Origin of the sequence: Mycobacterium fragae (assembly GCF_002102185.1) — a bacterium.
In the GTDB taxonomy this organism is placed as follows: domain Bacteria; phylum Actinomycetota; class Actinomycetes; order Mycobacteriales; family Mycobacteriaceae; genus Mycobacterium; species Mycobacterium fragae.
This window is the reverse complement of the sequence record NZ_LQOW01000031.1, coordinates 635380-649373: the sequence shown is the minus strand read 5'-3', so window position 1 is coordinate 649373 and position 13994 is coordinate 635380. Positions and strand designations below refer to the sequence as shown.

16 protein-coding genes and 2 pseudogenes are annotated in these 13994 nt (G+C 64.2%); 8 read left to right on the top strand and 10 right to left on the bottom strand.

The window, feature by feature from the left end; translation table 11 throughout:
* Window positions 1-4: 4 nt before the first annotated feature.
* Together AWC06_RS21380 and AWC06_RS21375 are read right to left on the bottom strand one after the other, a co-directional pair.
* A complete protein-coding gene (locus AWC06_RS21380) occupies window positions 5-826 on the bottom strand; it encodes an alpha/beta fold hydrolase (RefSeq protein ID WP_085199944.1) in 822 nt (273 codons plus the stop codon).
* A 5-nt stretch (window positions 827-831) separates the two neighbouring features.
* Entirely contained in the window at window positions 832-1656 is an 825-nt protein-coding gene (locus tag AWC06_RS21375; protein WP_085199943.1) for a glycoside hydrolase family 16 protein, read from the bottom strand.
* 60 nt (window positions 1657-1716) lie between these two features.
* On the opposite strand from AWC06_RS21375, the gene AWC06_RS21370 reads away from it, so the two are divergent.
* Window positions 1717-2562 carry a class I SAM-dependent methyltransferase gene (locus tag AWC06_RS21370; protein ID WP_085199942.1) on the top strand — a complete coding sequence of 282 codons (846 nt, stop codon included), beginning with the start codon at window positions 1717-1719 and terminating at the stop codon, window positions 2560-2562.
* Here the strand turns inward: AWC06_RS21370 and AWC06_RS21365 are convergent.
* Genes AWC06_RS21365 through AWC06_RS21350 form a run of 4 tightly spaced genes read right to left on the bottom strand, consistent with a single transcriptional unit; the run spans window position 2552 to window position 4910 of the window.
* The gene (locus AWC06_RS21365) at window positions 2552-3238 is read right to left on the bottom strand and encodes a phosphorylase family protein (protein WP_227371172.1); all 687 of its coding nucleotides are present in this window, start codon (window positions 3236-3238) and stop codon (window positions 2552-2554) included. The genes AWC06_RS21370 and AWC06_RS21365 overlap by 11 nt on opposite strands.
* An 11-nt stretch (window positions 3239-3249) precedes the next feature.
* Entirely contained in the window at window positions 3250-3726 is a 477-nt protein-coding gene (locus tag AWC06_RS21360) for an SRPBCC family protein (protein ID WP_085199940.1), read from the bottom strand.
* On the bottom strand, window positions 3723-4412 hold the full coding sequence (locus AWC06_RS21355) for a DUF899 domain-containing protein (protein ID WP_085199939.1): 690 nt from the start codon (window positions 4410-4412) through the stop codon (window positions 3723-3725). Before AWC06_RS21355 ends, AWC06_RS21360 begins: the two co-directional genes overlap by 4 nt.
* Window positions 4413-4472: 60 nt before the next feature.
* Window positions 4473-4910, bottom strand: a complete 438-nt coding sequence (locus AWC06_RS21350) for a hypothetical protein (protein WP_085199938.1) — start codon at window positions 4908-4910, stop codon at window positions 4473-4475.
* Between the two features lie 145 nt (window positions 4911-5055).
* On the opposite strand from AWC06_RS21350, the gene AWC06_RS21345 reads away from it, so the two are divergent.
* The 4 genes from AWC06_RS21345 to AWC06_RS21330 all read left to right on the top strand — a co-directional run bounded on the left by AWC06_RS21345 (window position 5056) and on the right by AWC06_RS21330 (window position 8921).
* Window positions 5056-7095 (top strand): DUF2961 domain-containing protein, encoded by a 2040-nt coding sequence (locus AWC06_RS21345; protein ID WP_085199937.1) that lies wholly within the window; start codon window positions 5056-5058, stop codon window positions 7093-7095.
* A 145-nt stretch (window positions 7096-7240) separates the two neighbouring features.
* On the top strand, window positions 7241-8062 hold the full coding sequence (locus AWC06_RS21340) for a lytic transglycosylase domain-containing protein (protein WP_227371173.1): 822 nt from the start codon (window positions 7241-7243) through the stop codon (window positions 8060-8062).
* A 33-nt stretch (window positions 8063-8095) separates the two neighbouring features.
* Entirely contained in the window at window positions 8096-8473 is a 378-nt protein-coding gene (locus AWC06_RS21335; protein WP_139820162.1) for an NYN domain-containing protein, read from the top strand.
* A gap of 61 nt (window positions 8474-8534) precedes the next feature.
* On the top strand, window positions 8535-8921 hold the full coding sequence (locus AWC06_RS21330) for a hypothetical protein (protein WP_227371174.1): 387 nt from the start codon (window positions 8535-8537) through the stop codon (window positions 8919-8921).
* A 9-nt stretch (window positions 8922-8930) separates the two neighbouring features.
* Here the strand turns inward: AWC06_RS21330 and AWC06_RS21325 are convergent, their stop codons facing one another.
* The 3 genes and pseudogenes from AWC06_RS21325 to AWC06_RS21315 form a co-directional block, all read right to left on the bottom strand.
* Complete coding sequence (locus tag AWC06_RS21325; RefSeq protein ID WP_085199936.1) at window positions 8931-9749, bottom strand: SDR family NAD(P)-dependent oxidoreductase; 819 nt, start codon at window positions 9747-9749, stop codon at window positions 8931-8933.
* Window positions 9739-10598, bottom strand: a pseudogene (locus tag AWC06_RS21320) (SDR family NAD(P)-dependent oxidoreductase). The gene AWC06_RS21325 and the pseudogene AWC06_RS21320 overlap by 11 nt, the downstream one beginning before the upstream one ends.
* Window positions 10599-10651: 53 nt before the next feature.
* The gene (locus AWC06_RS21315; RefSeq protein ID WP_085200111.1) at window positions 10652-11224 is read right to left on the bottom strand and encodes a cyclic nucleotide-binding domain-containing protein; all 573 of its coding nucleotides are present in this window, start codon (window positions 11222-11224) and stop codon (window positions 10652-10654) included.
* Between the two features lie 125 nt (window positions 11225-11349).
* On the opposite strand from AWC06_RS21315, the gene AWC06_RS21310 reads away from it, so the two are divergent.
* Together AWC06_RS21310 and AWC06_RS21305 are read left to right on the top strand one after the other, a co-directional pair.
* Entirely contained in the window at window positions 11350-11844 is a 495-nt protein-coding gene (locus AWC06_RS21310) for a pyridoxamine 5'-phosphate oxidase family protein (RefSeq protein ID WP_085199935.1), read from the top strand.
* A 115-nt stretch (window positions 11845-11959) separates the two neighbouring features.
* Entirely contained in the window at window positions 11960-12388 is a 429-nt protein-coding gene (locus AWC06_RS21305; protein ID WP_085199934.1) for a cellulose-binding domain-containing protein, read from the top strand.
* Between the two features lie 61 nt (window positions 12389-12449).
* Here the strand turns inward: AWC06_RS21305 and AWC06_RS21300 are convergent.
* Window positions 12450-13017, bottom strand: a pseudogene (locus tag AWC06_RS21300) (dihydrofolate reductase family protein).
* 544 nt (window positions 13018-13561) lie between these two features.
* Here AWC06_RS21300 and AWC06_RS21295 point away from each other — a divergent pair.
* Entirely contained in the window at window positions 13562-13930 is a 369-nt protein-coding gene (locus AWC06_RS21295; RefSeq protein WP_085199933.1) for a DUF1801 domain-containing protein, read from the top strand.
* Window positions 13931-13994 lie beyond the last annotated feature (64 nt).

The following is a 13994-nucleotide window of genomic DNA, read 5'->3' as shown; positions in this document are numbered from 1 at the left end:
CCAATCACAGGTGACCCAATAGCCGCTCAGCGAACGTCTCGGGATGTTCCCGGTGCATGAAATGGCCGCCTGGGACTTCCTCGACGGTGTACTCGTTCTCGAACATGCGGGCTGCTCCGCGATAGTCGGAGGGCTCGACGATCGGATCGTCGAGCCCGGCAAAGACAACCGTCGGCACGGCGATGCGCGCCTTCAGTGATGCGGAGGCAATGGGGGAGAGCTTGCGGTAGTAGCCGAATGCCGCGTTTAAGCTCGCCGGGTTCGAGAAGCTCGCGCGGACGGCATCGAATTCCTTCGGGTCGGGGTTCCATGTCGGAGACCATCGCCGGTAAATAGCTGGAAGCGCCGCGAAGTCATTGCGCGCGAAGCGCTTCGGCGCCCCGGGTAGCTTGTATGCCGCGAAGTGGCGGACGCCCCACAGCTTTTTCAGCGACGGCTTGATCGCTGCAGGGTGGGGGATGCCGATGACGAACAGCTTTTTCACTCGCTGCGGCCCGAGCGCTGCCGCACCGTATGCCGCGGAGGCTCCCCAGTCGTGGCCGATGACGATCGCGTCGCGGGCCCCGAGCGCGTCGATCAGTGCGAGCGGATCGCGTGCCAAGGTTTCTTGATCGGGGTCGCGATCCGGCATTGCGCTGGGGTGATACCCGCGCATAAACGGACTGACCGCGCGGTAGCCGTTGGCAGCGATCCGCGGGCGAAGATCGTCCCAGGAATGCGCGGTGTCCGGGAAGCCGTGAAGCATGAGCACGAGCGGCCCCGAGCCCTCTTCCAGATAGGCGAACCTCAGCCCGTTGGCGTCGACGAAATGGAGTGCATCAGCCACTGGGGTTACCAGACACGGATCCAGTCGACGAGCATCTGGGCCGGATAGCTGCCCGGTCTCGGGTCGCCTCCACCGGAACCGGCGACGGCGAGGTTGAAGACCGGAAACGCTTGGTAGCCGGGGTTGTTGAACGGCCAATCCGCGATGGAGTTGGCCGGAACAGTGAAGTACGGTTGCGCACCGTCGACGTAGTCCTGCCAGAAGCGGATGCCGGCGTCATCCCACTGGCAGCGCCACGTGTGCCACCCGCTGTCCACCGCGATGTTGTGAGTCGCCCACTCGGAGCCGTTTGGTTTCGTGTGGACGGTGGTTGCCGATGGCCAGCTGCCGTTGCCGTACCACTCAAGGATGTCGATTTCGCCGCGGTCGTCGTTACCCAGCCAGAACGCGGGCCAGCATCCAGCGGTCAGGCAGTCGAGTTTGATCCGGGCTTCCCAGGTGTGCCCGATCCCGCCCCGCCACGAGCTTTGGATTTTGCCGCTGTAGTAGGTGTTGCCGTCCTTCGCGGCGCGCAGCACCAGGTTGGACTTGCCGTCGAGGAACACATTTTGCCGGTCGTCGCGGTACTGTCCGACGTTCTCGGGTCGCTCCCAATACGTCGGGTCCTTCATCGGCTCGCGGGCCCGCGCCACCAGCCACTTCGACGAATCGGGGGCCGAGCCGGCCGAGCCGTCGAACTCGTCGTGGAACAGGTAGTTCCCGGATTGCCCACTTGGCGGAGCGGCGGGCGGGGGCACCCGGTCGGCTCGGGCCACCGGGGCGGGGAGGGCGGCCGCTACCACGCCGATCCCGGTCATCAGCATCATGCGGCGACGATCCATTTCGCGCATAAGCAAGCGACGATAGCAGCCGACGCAAATATCACCTGTTGCGGATGCTATAACGCACACATGACAGACACCGGGCACGTCATCACCCATGTTTCCGATACGGCCCGGTGGACCGCGTTATACCGGGCAACCGAATCAGCACGATCGGACGCGCTTTTCCGTGACCCGCTGGCCGCACGTCTCGCCGGCGACCAGGGCCGAGCCATCGTCTCCCGCGCGCCTCGAATGGCGCGCAGCGGGTGGTGGCTCGTCGCGCGTACCAAGATCATCGACGACGTCATCGCTGAAGCGATCGCCGACGGCTGCGACCGGGTGCTGAACTTGGCAGCCGGTTTGGACACCCGGCCGTACCGTTTGGATCTCCCGTCTGATTTCCCTTGGGTGGAGGCGGACTTACCCGAGTTGCTTGCGGAAAAGACGCAGCTGCTGGCCGATCAGACACCGCGATGCCAATTGACCCGAATTCCCGTCGACCTGGCCGATCCGCACGCCCGCAACGCCTTTTTCACCGAGGCCCTGGACGGCGCGACGAAAGCGCTTGTCCTGACCGAGGGCTTGTTGATGTATCTCCAAGACCGTGAGGTCGCTGCGCTTTCAGACGCGATCAAACGACCTGAGATCGCCTGGTGGATGCTCGACTTCGCCGGCCCGGGCCTGAAGAAGATGATGAACAAGAAGATGGCGGGCATGTTGCAGAATGCCCCCTTCAAGTTCGCACCCGAGAACGGGCTGGCCTACTTCGAAGACCTCGGCTGGCGGGCGCTGTCAGTGGAATCGCTGCTGGCTGCCGCCCGCCGCTTTGGTCGCTTGCCGATCTCGATGCGCTTGGTTTCGCTGCTGCCCCAACAGGATCCACGTCACCCGGGCAGGCGAGCCTGGAGTGCGGCCGCGCTTCTCACCCGCTGAGCGTTACGGCCCAGACGGCCGCATCGGCGGCCCGCTCGCTCGCCAGCTTGGACCCTCGGGCGAGACGGACCAGCCGAGGTAGCGCCTCGGGGTGCCTGGCCAGGTAGCGGGCCACCGCCCAGAACTTCGGCCTGCCGTCCGGGTAGGTGATGCCGAGAACCTCGGCATCGACGCTGCCGTCGCCGGCCCGGTCGCTGATCGCACGCACCACCGACCACGGCACGCCGCGCTGCTGGCAGACCTCGGCGACGGCGGCCGTCTCCATATCCAGCGACACCACGCCCTGGGCCCGAAGCTCCGCGTGGACCACTGGATCGAGGATCAGCTCGTCGCTCGTCCACATCTTGCCGTGCGCGTTGCCGAGGGGAAGCGGCTTGGGCCGGTATTCGGAGCCGTCGGCGCCGTTGACTACCAGCTCAGGCATTATCAGCGCCCCGATCGGGGTGTCGATATCGATGGCTCCGGTGATGCCGACGACGATCACCCATTCGATGTCGACCGTGTCCAGCAATCGGATGGTCGCGGCGTGCGCCCGGGCCGTGCCCATCCCGGTGGCGACCGCGATCACTTCGCGGTCGCCGATCCGGCCGACTAGGCCGGGGTCCGTTTTCTGCAGTCGCAGCCGCCGTCGAAGCGGCCGGAGCTCCAAAGGCATGGCACAGAGGAAAGCGATCACGACGCTGGGGATCAACCCGTGACGAATCGCTCTAGTGCCTCCAGCGACCCGGCGAGGTAGTCCTCAGGAAATATGGGCATGCGGCCGACCCGGTCGCGGAAATCCTGAGGCGTCCCGCTCCAGTCGTAGGTGAGGGTGACGTCTGTGCGGTCTCGGTTCGGAACCAGGTCGTAGCGCCACCACCACCCACCGGGAGAGTGGTTGCCCGCATCGTCGAGCGTTCCCGGCATCCACCCGATGGCACGGTCCTTGTCGAACACATTGACCAGGTTGTAGGTGACGTAGTCGCCTCCGGCCGCGGTGAGATACATATTCATCGCGAAGATCTGTCCGGTGCTGGTGATCGGCGCCGCGTCCACCGCATCCCGGACCCAGTCGGTGGGCTCGGTGTTGTAGTGGCGTGATGGGTTGGCGAGGACGGCGAAGATCTGTTCCGGGCTCGCGGCGATCGTGCGGGTGGCGACGTAGCGTTCGGTGTCGACGGTCATGGGCTGTCCTTGGGTCCGTACGCACGGGCGATATCGGGGGAGTCGAGCCAACCCGAGTATGTGGGGCGCGAGGGCCAACCCTCGGGCGAATCGAGCCATTCTTCCTGGCGGCCCCACGGCAGAATGTCGATCAGCCCGAAGGTGTGGCTGAGCTGCTCAGTGCCGCGTCCGTTCGTGTGCCACGTGCGGTACACGGTGTCGCCGTCGCGCAGGAACACGTTGACCGCGAAGCCGCCGTTCGGCGGTGCATCCATGTCGGCGCCGAACGAGCTCTCCGATGACGAGTACCACTCCATGCGGTTGCCGACCTTCTCTTTGTAGGCCAGCGCCTCCTCGATCGGTCCGTTGGTGACGATGACGAAGCGGGCGTCGTAGTTGTCGAGGAACTCCAGTCGAGTGAACTGCGACGTGAAGCCCGTGCATCCTCCGCACTGCCACTCCGCGCCATCTGACCACATGTGGTGGTAGGCGATGAGCTGGGAGCGGCCGTCGAACACATCGACCAGGCGGATGGGCCCGTCAGCGCCGATCAGCGTGTAGTCGGAAAGTTCGACCATTGGCAGACGGCGCCGCTGAGCGGCGATCGCATCAAGTTCGCGGGTCGCCGCCTTCTCGCGTTTGCGCAGCTCGTCGAGTGCGGCGCGCCAGGTCTGGTGATCCACGATTGGTGGCAGTGCCTTGGACATGGGATCCGCCTTTGCTATCCGATTCGATCTCAAAGGTATGACTGGTCGCGCCGCCGGAATTCATCGGTCGCTGCCGGGGCCCCGGCCATGTCGCCCCCGGCCTTCGGTGGAGTCGAAGGCGGCGGCAATCACGTCGGCGAGGCGCTCCAGGGCCGCGGCGATAGCCCACAGCGCGTCGCCTCGGGGCGCCGATTGAGAAACCGGAGCCGGCGACGCGTGGGCGGTGCTCGGCGGTGCCGGCTGACGCGGCGGTGCCGGCTGACGCGGCTGATTGGCCTCACCAACCGCGGCGAGCCGCGGTTTCCTGCTTTCGTCCCATTGCACCCAGTAGCCCTGTATGTCAGTGCGGTAAGCCAAGGCTCTGTGGTCACCACGATGACCACGCTCGAGCGTGCATCCATGCACCCACGCCACTTGGTGGTCTCCACCGATTGCGGCCAGCGACCGCCACAGTTCTTCATCGAGCATCACGGTGGCAAAGCACCGATCGTCGCTCACCCTGCCGTCCCGGTGCCGGTTCCCGTCACAGCACGCGGCCGGTGTTGGTCAGTCACCGGATGCAGTATCCGCCGTTGTCCGCGATATGTCGCGGGTTGGCCTGAACCCCGGGATCAAGGCAGCCGAAAAGTTAGCCTCTGTTCCTATGTCGGTGGCTGTTCGGACGCTGTCCGCGATGTCGGCGTCCTTGCTGCTGTTGGGAATTGCCGGTGTTGCTCCGTTAGGCGTAGCGGGTGCGGAGCCCGTTATCACACGACCCGACAAACAGGCGGTGGGCTGGGACACCTACCGCCGATTGGATCGGTTGCCGTATCTGAGCGCCGGCACACAGACTCTGCAGGTGTCGAGCTTCGATCGAAGCGGCGGTGATTTCGATATCTCCACCGGTAACAAGAACGGCAGCGGCGGATGTTTGGCATCCGGTGGCGCCGGCTGCGTCATCGCGGAGGACCGCGGCGCCGGCGAGATTGATTCGATCTGGTTCACCCGCGACGGCGGAAATGTGACCCGCATCGGAACAATCCGCATCGAGCTGGATGGACAGACGGTGATCGATACACCGCTGCAATCCTTGGTCGACGGTGGATTGGGTGCGCCGTTCGTGTGGCCTCTGGTGGCCAACGCTGCGCAGTCACCGGGCGGAGTTTATGTCAAAGTACCGATGCCGTACCGACGGTCGATGCGAATCAGCGTCGCGTCGAATTTGCAGTACTACCACGTCGATTACCGCCAGTTTTCGACCGCCGACGGCGTGGCCACTTTCTCGCCCTCCGACCCCGCCCGCGACGTGATCGCCACCCTGCGCGCGGCGGACGCCGTCGACCCCAAACCGGGAACACTCGCAGCAACGCATACCAATCGGGTCGTCGAGCTACCCGCCTACGGTGGAGCGACGATCGCGGAATCGACTGGCTCGGGCAGTATCTCGGCACTGCGTCTACGGCTGTCCGAACCGACCGATCAACTCCTGACCGGGTTGCGGCTGCAGGTCGAGTTCGACGGCCAAACCATGGTCGACTCGCCTCTTGGTGAATTCTTCGGCGCCGGACTCGGCGCCACCGATGTGCGATCGCTGATGTTCGCCACGATCGCCGAACCCGGCGGCTCGTTGTCGTTGTCGGAGTGGTGGCCAATGCCTTTCGCCAGTACCGCCCGTGTCACCCTCGTCAACACGACCGCCAATCCCGTACCGGGCATCGGCAGCGATGTCGTCACCACACCCGATCCCCAGTGGGCACCCGCGTTAGCCAGCGGCCGCGCCGGCTACTTCACCGCCCGCTCGCATGCCGGACCCACGACCATCGGTCAGGACTGGTTGTTCGCTGATGAACACGGCCACGGCAAATTCGTCGGCGTCAGCCACACCATCCGCGGTACCCGGATCAAAACGTCGTTCAGCGAGGGCGCCCCGTACTTTCTCGAAGGAGCCGAACGGGTTTACACAGACGGTGCGGCGTCGCCCCAGTGGTACGGCACCGGTACCGAGGACTTCTACGAGGGCGGCTGGTACTTCAAAGACGGCACGCACTTCAGCGCCCCGGTCACAGGCCAACCCGACCAGCGCACGGCCACAGGTGGTTGCGCGGATTACTGTATCGCCGCGTATCGGCTGATGCTGGCCGACGCTATCGGTTATCACTCGGCATTTCGATTCGGCATCGAGCACGGTAAACGCAACATGGTCCAACCCGACTACAGCTCAACCGCTTTCCTCTACACACAACCGAACGACACCGTCGCACCCACCGACGACGTCAACCCTGCCGATCCTGTCAGCCGACTCCTGCACCGCTACACCGACGCCGACGCCACCGAACAGCCGCTGATCAGCGAATACGAGGGGAACGACGACACCCGCCCTATCGCCGGTGTAGTCCACGCCACCCAGGCTCCGATCACATTCGACGTTCAAATCCAGCCGGACAATCACGGCATCCTGCTGCGCCGCACGTCGGACCAATCGATCGGCTATCAATCAGCGGACGTTGCCATCGACGGTGTTCCTGCCGGGAACTGGTTGCAGCCGCGCAGCAACACCTTTCACCGCTGGCTTGATGACACCTACCTTGTGCCTGACTCACTCACCGCAGGGAAAGCCCGGGTAACCGTCACACTCACACCTATCCGCAGCGCCCCACCCTGGACCGCCAGCCGCTACCACGTGGAGGCACTGACCGGGCCGTAGAATCGCGCAATCTACGGAAGTGAAAACCGTGAGCCGTAACTATGTAGCCGCCCTTTGCGCGATCGTGTTCGCCCTTGTTGGCTGCACACACCCAACGGCGCCAACCACACCGGGGGTGGGTGCCTCCACAACGACAGCGGCCGCCATGGCGCTCGGGTCAACACCGAGGCCTGCCGCGCCGAGCCCGCCCGCGGGCGCTCAGCCTCGGCTGGCGTCAGATCCCGCGCAGCTGGCCGACGACCTTGCCGCCGACGAGCTCGCACTGCGTGATCCGTCGACGGGGGAGCCGGCGCTGGCGGCGGCGGCGCGCCGCGAGCAGGCGGCCTATCGCGCCATCGGACGGCACCCCGAATGGGATGCGATCACGCGACCGCGAATCCCGCCGTCATTGCTCGACGTCTACGACCGCAACGTCGATGCCCGTCGACAGCTCACCGCGATAACGCCCGTGCGGGAAACGCTGCCTGCGTGGCGCATCGAACCGCCGGCTCCGGCCGACCAGCTGCTCGGCTACTACCACGAAGCGGAGTCGGTGTCCGGCGTCGGCTGGAACTACCTGGCCGCCATCAACCTGATCGAGACCCGCCTCGGGAGCATCGTCGGCGCGAGCACCGCCGGCGCGCAAGGCCCCATGCAGTTCCTACCCGCCACCTTCGCCGCCTATGGCGAGGGCGGCGATATCCACTCGCCCCGCGACAGCATCATGGCGGCGGGCCGCTACCTCGCAGCCAACGGCTTTGCGAACGATCGCGACCACGCCATCTACCGCTACAACCACGCGAACGAATACGTGCGCGCAGTCAACGACTACGCAGCGCTGATCGCCGCCGATCCCGCTGTGTTTGCCACGTTTTACCGGTGGGACGTCTACTGCTACACGACCATGGGCGACGTGCTGCTCCCGATCGGTTACGCCGCGGCTTCACCGATCCCGGTGGGCGACTACCTGGCAACCCATCCGCAATAACTCGTTGCCACCGGCGCCCGTACCGTCGTCTTCGTGCGCTGGATTGTCGACGCCATGAACGTGATCGGGGTTCGCCCGGACGGGTGGTGGAAGAACCGTCGACGCGCGATGGTCAGACTCGTGGACCAGCTTGAGCGCTGGGCGTTGGCCGAGGGCCAACACGTGAAAGTGGTGTTTGAGCATCCGACGTCCCCGCCGATTCACTCGGCTGTGATTCAGATAGGACACGCGCCCGCGGCGGGCGCAAACTCGGCTGACGATGAGATCGTCCGGTTGATCCGCGCCGACGATCGGCCTGACGAAATCAAAGTGGTGACGTCGGACATCACGTTGGCCGATCGGGTCCGCGACGCAGGCGCTTCCGTCTATCCGGCCGCAAGCTTCCGAAACCTTATTGACCCGCTTGGCTAATCGACAAAAAAGGCACGCCCACCTGGCGTGAGGGGAATAATGCGGGGTCTAAGGAACGCACATGAGCATTACTCACACGATGACGCGGATCATCGCCGGGGCCCTGCTGTCGGGCGGCGTCGCGGCCGCAGGGGTCGGGCTGGCCACAGGTACCGCCTGGGCTTGGGGCGGCCCGTATACCTGGTGTCCGGGGCAATCCATGGACGACCCCTCGGGGCCAAACCGGTACGGCAACCAATACGCATGGGACATGAATGTCTGCCATACCTGGTACCGGGTCGACTACGGGTACGGCAATGTTCCGAGAATCATCAACGGCACGTCGACGCTGCAAGGTTCGAGTGCTTGGGACGGAGACAATCCACCGCCTCCCAATCCGTCGGGTGTCAATTGCGGCCTGTTTTGGTGTCCCGTCCCGCCGCACTATGACCCGAATTTCCACGGCTGAGTTATTGCGCTAGTCGTGGGGGAGTCCGTCGAGCAGAGCCTGCCACCGCTGCTGGATTGCTCCTTCTGACCAGTCGGGATGGGTGTGGATCCACAGGCGGTCGGCCTCCACACCGGCGAGTACCAGATCGGCGGCCTGCCGCGGGGAAATCCCGGCATCGTCCAGCAGTGACTGCATCTGCTCGCGTTGTTGCGCACCAACGCCATTCACGTCGGCGCTGACGGCATCAGCGAATATTCGCGTCGCCACGGGACCCGGCAGCACGGCGGAGACACCGATCCGGATGTCCTCTGCTTGAAACTCGTGGAACAGACACTCCGTTAAAGCGAGGACAGCGTGTTTGCTTGCAATGTAGGGGGCTTGGAACGGACCGACCATGAGGCTGCCCACCGACGCCAGATTGACGATGTGCGCCGGCGCACCCGCGGCGATCATCGCCGGCACGAACGAGCGCACGCCGTGATACACACCGGTCACGTTGATCCCGATCGTCGCGTCCCACCGCTTCTTGTCGATCTCCCAGAGCCGCCCGGTGGTTTCGATGCCGGCGTTGTTGACGAGAAGGTTGACCGGACCGAAGGATTCGGCCGCGACTGCGGCGAGTCGGTCCACCTGGGCGGCGTCGCTGACGTCAGTGGGTACGCACGTCACGGTGGCACCGTCGTCGCGCAGCTCGGCTGCCAGAGCCTCGATGCGATCGGCGGCCACGTCGGCCAGCACCGTGCGCATCCCTCGATCCGCCACGGCACGCGCTATCGCCGCGCCGATTCCCGAGCCGGCTCCGGTGACGACGGCGACGTTGCCCTTCGACAGCACGTCAGCGGACATCCCGCACCTGGGCGGTGGACTGCAATTCCCGCATGCGCGTCAGCGCGCGTTTTGTAAGTCGCATCGACAACGAGGGGGAGAGCCGCTCCAGGTACCAGAACACTTTCCACCACGCCGGCACAACAATGATCGCGTCTCCGCGTAGCACGGCGCGAATGGCCCGCTCGGCGAACTTCTCGGGTGGCATCGGCCGCAGCTGTTGCCACTGTTTGAGGATCTGCTCGTCGCTGAGGCCGGCCTTGATGGTCCTTCCGTATTGGCCGCCGGTGAGTATCGGGGTCCGGATCACGCCGGGGCACAAACCGAGACCCGCACGCCGTGGCGTTCGGCCTCGATCCGCAGTGATCTCGAGATCGCGACGACGGCGTGTTTGGTAGCGGTATAGCTCGTCTGCCCGGCTGTGGCGACAAGACCGGCCATGGACGCCGTGTTCACAATGTGGCCCGAGTGCTGTCGGATCATGATCGGGTAGACCGCTTGGATGCCGTGCACCACGCCGCGCAGGTTCACGTCGAAGACATCGTTCCAGTCATCGAGCGTGTACGAGTCGACCTCACCGGCGACCCCGATACCGGCATTGTTGAACAGATAGTCGATCCGCCCGGATTGGCGCACCGCCTCGGCGACAGCGCGTTCGAACGACGAGTAGTCGCGCACATCAAGCTCGATCGCGTGCGCCTTTGCATCAGCAGTATTGAGCCGTTGCGCCAGCTCCTGCGCCGGGCCGATCTGGCGATCGGCGATCCATACCTCCGCGCCCCGGTTGCTCAGCTCGGTCGTCAACGCCGCGCCGATGCCGGACGCGCCGCCGGTCACGAATGCGATCTTGCCTGACACGCTCGATGCCATTGCGAAAGGATACGTCGCCTCCGCAGGTGAATTATTTCCCGCTGGCTCCGCCCTTATTTGTTCCGTTCGATCCACTGGGTCAGCGCATCCTCGAGCGCGGCCGCGACGCCTATACCGGCGGTGTCGGCGGCCTGCTCGAACTGCTCGACCAACTCGGTTGGGACGGACACATTTACCTTGGAGCGCGCCGGTTTTGGCTTCGGAGGACGGGGGACAGGGGCATGCCGAGCGGCAGTGGCCTCCATCGTTTCACGCAGTGCGGGTATCTCGTCGAGCAAGCGGGCGAGATCATCGCGCTCGATACGCAGCACCTCGGCCGGCCCGATCGTCGTAACGGTCGCGGAACGCAATTTCCCACGGCGCAGGGCAGATTCGCCGATCACCTCGCCCGGCCCCAACACGGCAACGCGGTCCTGACCGACGTACACTCCGACCTCTCCGCTGAGCAGGATGTAGCATTCGTCCGACGGCGTCTGCTCACGAATCAGCGGCCACGGCACCGACTGTGAAGTGCGATGTGCAGCGCGGACGAGGCGCTCCAGCTCATCATCGGAGAATTTGTCGAATGCGGTGAATTCGCGCAGCCGACGAACGTCCTTCTCGGGTCCTTGCGCCTCTGAGTTCATGTCGGGCTCCTGATGCGCCATATGACAGTGACATCGAGGAGCCTAATGCGTTTTCTGCAGGATCCAGCAGACTTGACGACATTGTGGATTACTGCCTCGATGACGAGATAACCGACAGGAGAGCCGTGGAGCCGCAAGAGATCGATGACGAACTATCCACGACTGGCGCGCAGGAGTTGCTCGCCAGCACCTCGGCCGCCCACCTCGCCTACATCGGGGAGGATGAGACACCGCGGGTCGTTCCGGTCGGATTCTTCTGGACTGGCAACCAATTCGTCATCTCCACGGCGGCAACCGCGCCGAAGGTCAAGGCGCTGTCTACTCGCCCGGCCGTTGCGCTGGCCATCGACGCAGGCGATACTCCCGACCAGGCGCGATCCCTTTCGATACGCGGGCAGGCGAGTGTCGAGATTGTCGATGGCGTGGTCGACGAGTACCTCGCCGCGGCGAGGCGGTCCATGGACGCCGAAGGCGCGGCCGAATTCGAGCGCAACGTCCGCGAGATGTACGACCAGATGGCTCGAATTGCGATCACGCCGCACTGGGTGCGCTATTACGACTTCGGCGCTGGGCGAATGCCCCGGTTCCTGCAGGACCTGGCCGAACGGAACCAATCCTAAGGGCTGGTAACCCGCCGAGGCCAAATTTCATGATGGTTTCAGTTGAGCAAAGGTACGGCAGCTTACCCGCGATGCGAAAGCTCATATCGCCTGCTTGGCTTTAGAGTTGGCTGCCATGGTCGGACTGGACAATTACGTGAAGCGCTGGCGCACAGCGCTTCACGTAACCGCGTCCGCATTGATAGTTGCCCTCCTGGGACTCGCCATCACCCCCGTAGCTCATGCGGCGACGCCCACGGCGACGTTGTCCGTGGAACATGCCTGGCAGACCGGTTTCATCGCGCGCTTCACCGTCACCAACTCGAGTACGGTGCCGCTAAGCGATTGGAAGCTTGAATTCGACATGCCGGTGGGACAATCCGTCTCGCACACGTGGAATAGCACCGTTACCCAGTCTGGCACGCACTACGTGCTCACCCCGGCAAATTGGAATCGCACCATTGCACCCGGTGGTTCAGCCACAGGTGGTTTCAGAGGGGTGCTGACCGGTTCCTACTCGCCACCGTCGAATTGCGTGCTCAACCGGCAATATCGTTGCACCTAGGGTGACTGCGCACCGAGGCTCGACCGCTCCAAGACCCACCAACCCCAAAGCCGCATACCGGTCAATCGCGTTTCGCCTCGTAGCGCAGCAGGACCGTGCCGCCCGCGAAGGTGCGGTTCTCCAACAGACGCAGCGACATCCATGACGGCAGCGTTGGAAAGAACGGGATGCCGCCGCCCACGGCAATGGGCGCCACCACGATCCGGTTACTCGTCCACCAGTCCGGCCTGCACGATCGGTGCGGCCAGCGGCGCGCCGGCCACCTCCAGTCTGCCGTCGGTTTCGGCTTTCAGCTTCGTCACCACCTCGACCGGGTCGCCGCGTTCCAGGCGGGAGTTCCAGTCGACGGACTCCAGGGTGCGCGAGAACACAACCTTGGGCATGTCGCGCCAGATGCGGGCGAAGTCAACGATCAGAGGGGTGGCGTCCGGAGCCTTGTCGGCGGTCGGCCAGTACGCGGACATCAGTTCGTAGAGCCGCCGGCCGTAGAACGACAGGGCAGTCTCCCGCTCGAAGTCGTTCCAGTACTGGTGGAGTTCTTCGCTGGGATCCGCCCAGTCGATGTTGCCTTGCGCGTCGGCGATGTACCCGTCCACCGACACGTTGAAGCCATAGCTGAGTTTGCCCATGAAGATCAGACTGCACCGGAGGGCAAAACTCACCGCGACGCCCCTCCACAGTAGGGCGAGGTGTACTTGACATAATGTCGCTTATCGGTACAGGGGCCGACGTGGGGCGCAGCGAATAAAGCAGTTAGATCGGTCCCTTGATTGAGGCGTACGTGCGGTCGCCCAACTATCTGCTGCGCATTCTTTCTGTTCCGCGACCAGGTCGGTCAGGCGGTTGAGCGGACCGAGGGCCGCCGAACTGGGCGGCGAAGGCGCTCTCGACCACTCCGCTCCTTTCGGCTAGACCACCAAAATTCGTCACTGTGACGAAATCACCTGGGGCGCAGTGCTATTCGTGGGCGGCTTGTAGCTTCCCTTGGGTCTTGTCACAAGCGCTTCGGTGCGCTGTAGGTTTACCAGTCGGACCGGGTAGCCTGAGCGTCGGCGGCTAGGGTGGCGACGGATCTCCTCCCCGCCCCTTGGCCCCACCCCAGTCCATGTCTATTCGTCACTGTGACGGAATGCCTTGCAGCGCAGGGCTATTGGAAGGAAAGCGATAACCACTATGGCCCAAGAGTCTGCCTCCCACCTGATAGACGCGAGAATCAAGGAGCTGGGTGATTGGCGGGGCGAGATGCTCGCTCGCATCAGAGAGCTGATCAAACAGGCCGACCCGGAAGTGGTCGAGGATTGGAAGTGGCGCGGTGTCCCGGTCTGGTATCACGCCGGAATGATCTGCACCGGTGAGACCTACAAGAATGTCGTAAAGGTGACCTTCGCCAAGGGTGCATCGTTGGCAGATCCGTCGGGCCTTTTCAACTCCAGTCTCGAAGGCAACACCAGACGTGCCATCGATTTCCATGAGCACGACAAAATTGATGAAAAGGCATTCAAGGCGCTCATTCGTGCAGCAGTGGCACTGAACACTTCCTGAGCCTCGGCCAGAGCTCCGCGGACAGCAATTCGTCACTGTGACGCTTCTCCCCCGTATCCTGAAC